The 5,484-nt window shown below is 73.4% G+C and carries 5 protein-coding genes; 3 read left to right on the top strand and 2 right to left on the bottom strand.

What is annotated here, in order from left to right:
- Window positions 1-50 precede the first annotated feature (50 nt).
- Entirely contained in the window at window positions 51-1,271 is a 1,221-nt protein-coding gene (locus tag CR470_RS35330; RefSeq protein WP_097871617.1) for an acetyl-CoA C-acetyltransferase, read from the bottom strand.
- A 108-nt stretch (window positions 1,272-1,379) separates the two neighbouring features.
- Window positions 1,380-2,312: a LysR family transcriptional regulator gene (locus CR470_RS35325; protein WP_097871614.1), complete on the bottom strand. Its 933-nt coding sequence runs from the start codon at window positions 2,310-2,312 to the stop codon at window positions 1,380-1,382.
- A 210-nt stretch (window positions 2,313-2,522) separates the two neighbouring features.
- Between CR470_RS35325 and CR470_RS35320 the strand changes: the two genes are divergently transcribed.
- From CR470_RS35320 to CR470_RS35310, 3 genes are all read left to right on the top strand, one after another.
- On the top strand, window positions 2,523-3,485 hold the full coding sequence (locus tag CR470_RS35320; protein WP_097871612.1) for a CoA transferase subunit A: 963 nt from the start codon (window positions 2,523-2,525) through the stop codon (window positions 3,483-3,485).
- A complete protein-coding gene (locus CR470_RS35315; RefSeq protein WP_097871610.1) occupies window positions 3,482-4,264 on the top strand; it encodes a CoA-transferase subunit beta in 783 nt (260 codons plus the stop codon). The genes CR470_RS35320 and CR470_RS35315 overlap by 4 nt, the downstream gene beginning before the upstream one ends.
- A gap of 79 nt (window positions 4,265-4,343) precedes the next feature.
- On the top strand, window positions 4,344-5,484 hold a 1,141-nt coding region (locus CR470_RS35310; RefSeq protein ID WP_097871619.1), incomplete at its 3' end, for a 3-hydroxyacyl-CoA dehydrogenase NAD-binding domain-containing protein.

Genomic DNA, 5,484 nt, shown 5'->3' with positions numbered 1-5,484 from the left:
GGTAGGGGTAGGGGTGGGGGTAGGGGGTTGCGGTTGGGCGCGAACCGCGGTCAGTCCGCGATGCGTTCGAAGACCGCGGCGAGACCCTGGCCGCCGCCGACGCACATCGTCTCCAGGCCGAACCGGCCCTCGCGGCGGTGCAGTTCGCGGGTGAGGGTGGCGAGGATGCGGGCTCCGGTGGCTCCGACCGGGTGGCCCAGTGAGATGCCCGAACCGTTGACGTTGATCCGCTGGTCGTGGTCCATCTCGCCGAGGCCCAACTCCCTGGTGCAGGCCAGAACCTGGACGGCGAACGCCTCGTTCAGCTCGATCAGGTCGAGGTCGGCGAGGGCGAGGCCCGCCCGGTCGAGGGCGGTGCGGGTGGCGGCGACGGGGGCGATGCCCATCGTCGCGGCGGGGACCCCGACGCGGGCGCAGGAGACGAGGCGGACCAGCGGGACGAGGCCGAGGCGTTCGGCGGTTGCGGCGCTGGTGACCAAACAGGCGGCGGCCGCGTCGTTCTGGCCGCTGGCATTGCCCGCGGTGACCGTGGCGTCCGGATCGGACTTCGCCATCACCGGCCGGAGCGCGGCGAGTTGTTCCGCGGTGGTGTCGGGGCGGGGGTGCTCGTCGGCGGTGACGGTCGTCCCGCCCTCGCGGGTGCGTACGGTCACGGGGACGGTCTCCGCGTCGTAGCGGCCTTCGGCCGCGGCGCGGGCCGCCCTCCGCTGGGACCGCAGGGCGAGGGCGTCCTGGTCGGCGCGGCTGATCCCGTACTCCCGGCGCAGGTTCTCCGCCGTCTCGACCATGCCGCCGGGGACCGGGTGGTTGACGCCTCCGGCGGTGACGCGGCCCCGGGCGAGTGCGTCGTGGAGCTGGAGGCCGGGGCCCTTGATGCCCCAGCGTCCGTCGTGGGTGTAGTAGGGGGCGGCGCTCATCACGTCGACGCCGCCGGCGATCACGACGTCGCTGAATCCGGCGCGGATCTGCATCGCCGCGTCCAGCACCGCCTGGAGCCCGGAGCCGCAGCGGCGGTCGATCTGGGAGCCGGTGACCGTGGTGGGCAGCCCGGCGTCCAGGGCGGCCACCCGGCCGATGGCGGGCGCCTCACTGGTCGGGTAGGCGTGGCCGAGGATCACCTCGTCGACCCGGGCGGGGTCGATGCCGGTGCGGGCGACGATCTCCGCGATGACGCGTGCGGCCAGCGCGGCCGGGGTCTGCTGGGCGAAGACCCCGCCGAACCGGCCGATGGGGGTGCGCAGGGGTTCGCAGATGACGACGTCGAGCGGCACGGCGGGGCCTTTCCTTCAGGGCGACCAGGGTGACGGGCGGGGCGCGGGCGGTGGGGTGACCTTCGCATCCGGTGACTGAGCGGGTCCAATACCGGATGTGCCCCCATTTCAGAGGCCCGGCGTCTCAATCGGTCCTCCGCCCGTTCCGCGTACGGGGGTCGGCAAAGCCTCCCGGGCGACGGCGAGCACGGCGTGCAGGGCGGCGGAGGGGTTGTCGGCACGCCAGGCGAGGGCCGCCTGACGGCGGATGGGCGGTCCGGTGAGGGGCCGGTAGACCAGCCCGCTCTGCTGGATGTGCCGCACGGAGGTGACGGTGAGGGTGACGCCGACCCCGGCGGCGACGAGCGCCATGATCGTGTACGAGTCGGGGGCCTCCTGGACGACACGCGGGGTGAACCCGGCGCTCTCGCAGGCCTCGGTCATGGCGTCGCGCACGGTGGAGCCGGTGTTGGCGGGGAAGGAGACGAACGGTTCGTCCGCCAGGTCGCCGAGCGGCACCGCCTCGTGCCGGGCGAGCGGGTGGTCGAACGGGAGGGCGCACACCAGCTCCTCCTCGTCGATCACCCGGTGGTCCACTCCGGGCCGGGTCACGGGCAGCCGGACGAAGCCCAGGTCGAGGGAGCCGTCGGCGACCCGGGCCAGCGCCACGTTGGCGTACGTCTGGCCGGTCATGACCAGTTCGAGGCCGGGGTGTGCGGCGCGCACGGCGCGGGTGAGGCGGGGCAGCGTCTCGTGGCTGGAGGCTCCGGCGAAGCCGATGGTCACCCGGCCGTACTCGCCCCGGCCCGCCGAGCGGGCGGCCCGGACGGCGGTGTCGAGGTCGTCGAGGACGGTCCGTACGGGGTCGAGGAAGGTCTCTCCCGCGCCGGTGAGCCGGACGGAGCGCGTGTTGCGGCGGAACAGCTGGACGCCGAGTTCCCTCTCCAGCTGCCGGACCTGCTGGCTCAGGGGTGGCTGTGCCATCTGGAGGCGTTTGGCGGCCCGGCCGAAGTGCAGCTCCTCGGCGACGGCGAGGAACGCCTTCAGGTGGCGCAGTTCCATGCGGGTCCCCCTCACGGTGTTCCTTGCGGTACTGCCCTGACGTTCCTTGCTGTACCGCTCGTGCGCTCCTTGCGGCGCTCGTGCCACGACGCGTACCGCTTCATCGTCCCAGACCTCGCGCGTCTCAATCCGACCCTAATTCGGTATTGGACACCGATCAATGGCCCCTGGCACGGTGGGGCGACCTGTACGCCGACGCTGGGGAGCGCTGTGGAACGGACGACGACCGCCGGCGGGGCGGCGGACAAGGTCACCTCGCTGCGGGAGGCCGTCGCACGCTTCGTGCACGACGGGGACACCGTGAGCCTCGAAGGGTTCACCCATCTCATCCCGACCGCCGCGGGCCACGAGATCATCCGACAGGGCAGGCGCGGGCTCACGCTCGTACGGATGACGGCGGACATCGTGGTGGACCAGATGCTGGCGGCCGGCTGTGTCGCCCGGCTGGTCTCGTCGTTCGTGGGCAACTCCTCCGCCGGTTCGCTCGGTGAGCTGCGGCGGCGGATCGAGCGGTCCGATCCGGAGCCGCTGGCGTTCGAGGAGTACAGCCATTACGGGATGGTGTGCCGGTATCTCGCCGGTGCGCAGCGGCTGCCGTTCTATCCGCTGCGCTCGTACGGCGGCAGCGACCTGCCCGCGGTCAACCCGGGTATCCGCAAGGTGACATCGCCCTATCCCGGGCCGGACGGGCAGGCCCCCGAGCAGATCTACGTGGTGCCACCGGTCAATCCGGACGTGACGATCGTCCACGCGCAGCGCGCCGACCGCCGGGGCAACACCCAGATCTGGGGCCTGACCGGTGTGCAGGCCGAGGCGGTGTACGCGGCGGACCGGGCGATCGTGGTGGTGGAGGAGCTGGTAGCGGACGAGGTGGTCCGCTCGGACCCGAACCGCACGCTGATCCCGGCGCACGCGGTCGACGCCGTGGTGGTCTGCCCGCGCGGGGCGCACCCCTCGTTCGCGCAGGGCTACTACGACCGGGACAACGCCTTCTACCGGTCCTGGTCCGCGATCAGCAAGGACCCGGTGCGGCTGCGGGAGTGGTTGGAGGAGTGGGTGTACGGCACCGCCGACCACACGGAGTACGTGACGAAGCAGGGCGAGCGGTTCTGGGCCGGGCTCGCGGTCGGCGAGGCCCTGAGCGAGCCGGTGAACTACGGGCGGCGGCTGTGAGCGGGCAGGACGTGACGGGAGGGCCCGTCACCTCCTCCGAGCTGCTGTCGGTCGTCGCCTCGCGTGAACTGGCCGGACGCCGCACGGTGTTCGCGGGCATCGGGCTGCCGACGCCGGCGACCGAGCTGGCGCGGCTGACCGTCGCGCCGGGCATCGAGGTGGTGTACGAGTCCGGAGTCTGCGGGGCGCACCCCTCCCACTTGCCGGAGACCATCGCGGACGCCGTCCTGATCACCGGGTCCGAAGCGGTGGTGTCGATGCCCACCCTGTTCGGCTCGGTGCTCCAGGGCGGGCACATCGACGTGGGATTCCTGGGGGCCGCGCAGATCGACCGGTGGGGCAGCCTCAACACCTCGGTCATCGGGGACTGGGACCGCCCGTCTGTGCGGCTGCCGGGTTCCGGTGGCGCGGTCGAGGTGATGGCGAACGCCCGGGAGGTCTTCGTGGTGATGCGCCGCCACACGCCGCGTTCCTTCGCCGGGGCCCTCGACTTCTGCACCACGCCGGGCCCGGACCGGGCGCTGGCGGACGGGATCCGTCCGCTGGGCGTCGGCGTCACGCGGGTCGTCACCGAACTCGGCGTCCTCGCCAGGGAGGGTGTCGGCGACGAACTGCGGCTGGCCGCCGTGCATCCCGGGGTCACCGTCGAACAGGTGCGGGCCGCGACCGGCTGGGATCTGAGAACGGCGGGAACGGTGGCGACGACGGCGCCGCCCACCCCCGCGGAGCTGCGGCTCCTGCGGGAGGATGTCGACCCCGACCGTGTCTACCTCCGCTGACGCACCGTGTGTGCCGCCGTCCGTACCGCCGTGCTCACCTGCTCACCTGCTCACCTCCGCTGAAAGGGCTTCCACCGCCATGCGTATCAGGATCGTCGGAGCCGGGGCCATGGGCCGCGGCATCGCCCAGTGGGCGGCGAGCGCCGGACACACCGTCGAGCTCGGGGACGTACGGCCCGAGGCGGTGACGGACGCCCTGGACTTCGTCGCCTCGATGCTGGACCGGGCCGTCGCCAAGGGCCGGATGGCGGCCGCCGAGCGGGACGGGGCCGTGGCCCGGCTGGTGCCGCTCGCCGAGCCGTGGGCCGCGGGCCCGGAGGTGGAGCTGGTGATCGAGGCCGTACGGGAGGACCTGGCGACCAAGGCCGAGGTGTTCGGGAAGCTGGAGCGTGCGCTGCCCTCCTCCGTCGTCTTCGCCACCAACACCTCCTCCCTGTCGGTCACCCGGATCGCCGCGACGCTTCAGGACCCCTCGCGCCTGGCCGGGCTGCACTTCTTCAACCCGGTGCCGCTGATGAGGATCGTCGAGGTGGTGCCGGGCGCGGCCACCCGCCCGGAGCTGCCGGCCCTGCTGACCGAGCTGGTGGAGGGCTGCGGGCACCGGGCGGTGACCGTCGCCGACACCCCCGGCTTCCTGGTCAACCACGCCGGGCGGGGGCTGGTGACCGAGGCGCTCGCGCTGCTGGAGGAGTCGGTGGCGGACCCGGCGGAGATCGACCGGATCGCCCGGGACGTGCTGGGGCTGCGGATGGGTCCCTTCGAGCTGATGGACCTGACCGGTCTCGACGTGACGGCCGCGGTGATCGACTCGATCTGGGAGGGCTTCCGGTACGAGGACCGGCTGCGCCCGTCCTTCCTGACCCCGAACCGGGTGGTGGCGGGGCTGCACGGGCGCAAGACGGGCCGGGGCTGGTACGGGTACGGCGACGGGGTCTCGGGCCCCGCGCCGGAGAGCCCGGTCACCGGGGACGCGGAGCGCCCGGTGTTCCTGGTCCCGGGCGGGCGGCCGGGGGCCGCCGCGTACGAGGAGGTCCTGTCCGGGTCCCTGGAGGCGGCGGGGGTCCGGGTCGAGCGGGGCGCGGGGCCGTCCGCGCGGGCCGTGGTGCTGGTTCCCGTGTGGGGGACGTCGGTGGCGGCGGCGATCGCGGAGGGCGTGGGGCCCCGGGAGCGTACGTTCGGCGTGGAGGTGCTGCCCTCGGCGGGGCGGCGGCGGGTCCTCG

The sequence above is a fragment of the Streptomyces sp. rh34 genome (assembly GCF_002551245.1).
In the GTDB taxonomy this organism is placed as follows: domain Bacteria; phylum Actinomycetota; class Actinomycetes; order Streptomycetales; family Streptomycetaceae; genus Streptomyces.
Note: the sequence above shows the minus strand (reverse complement) of the source record. Positions and strands in the feature narration are given on the sequence as shown.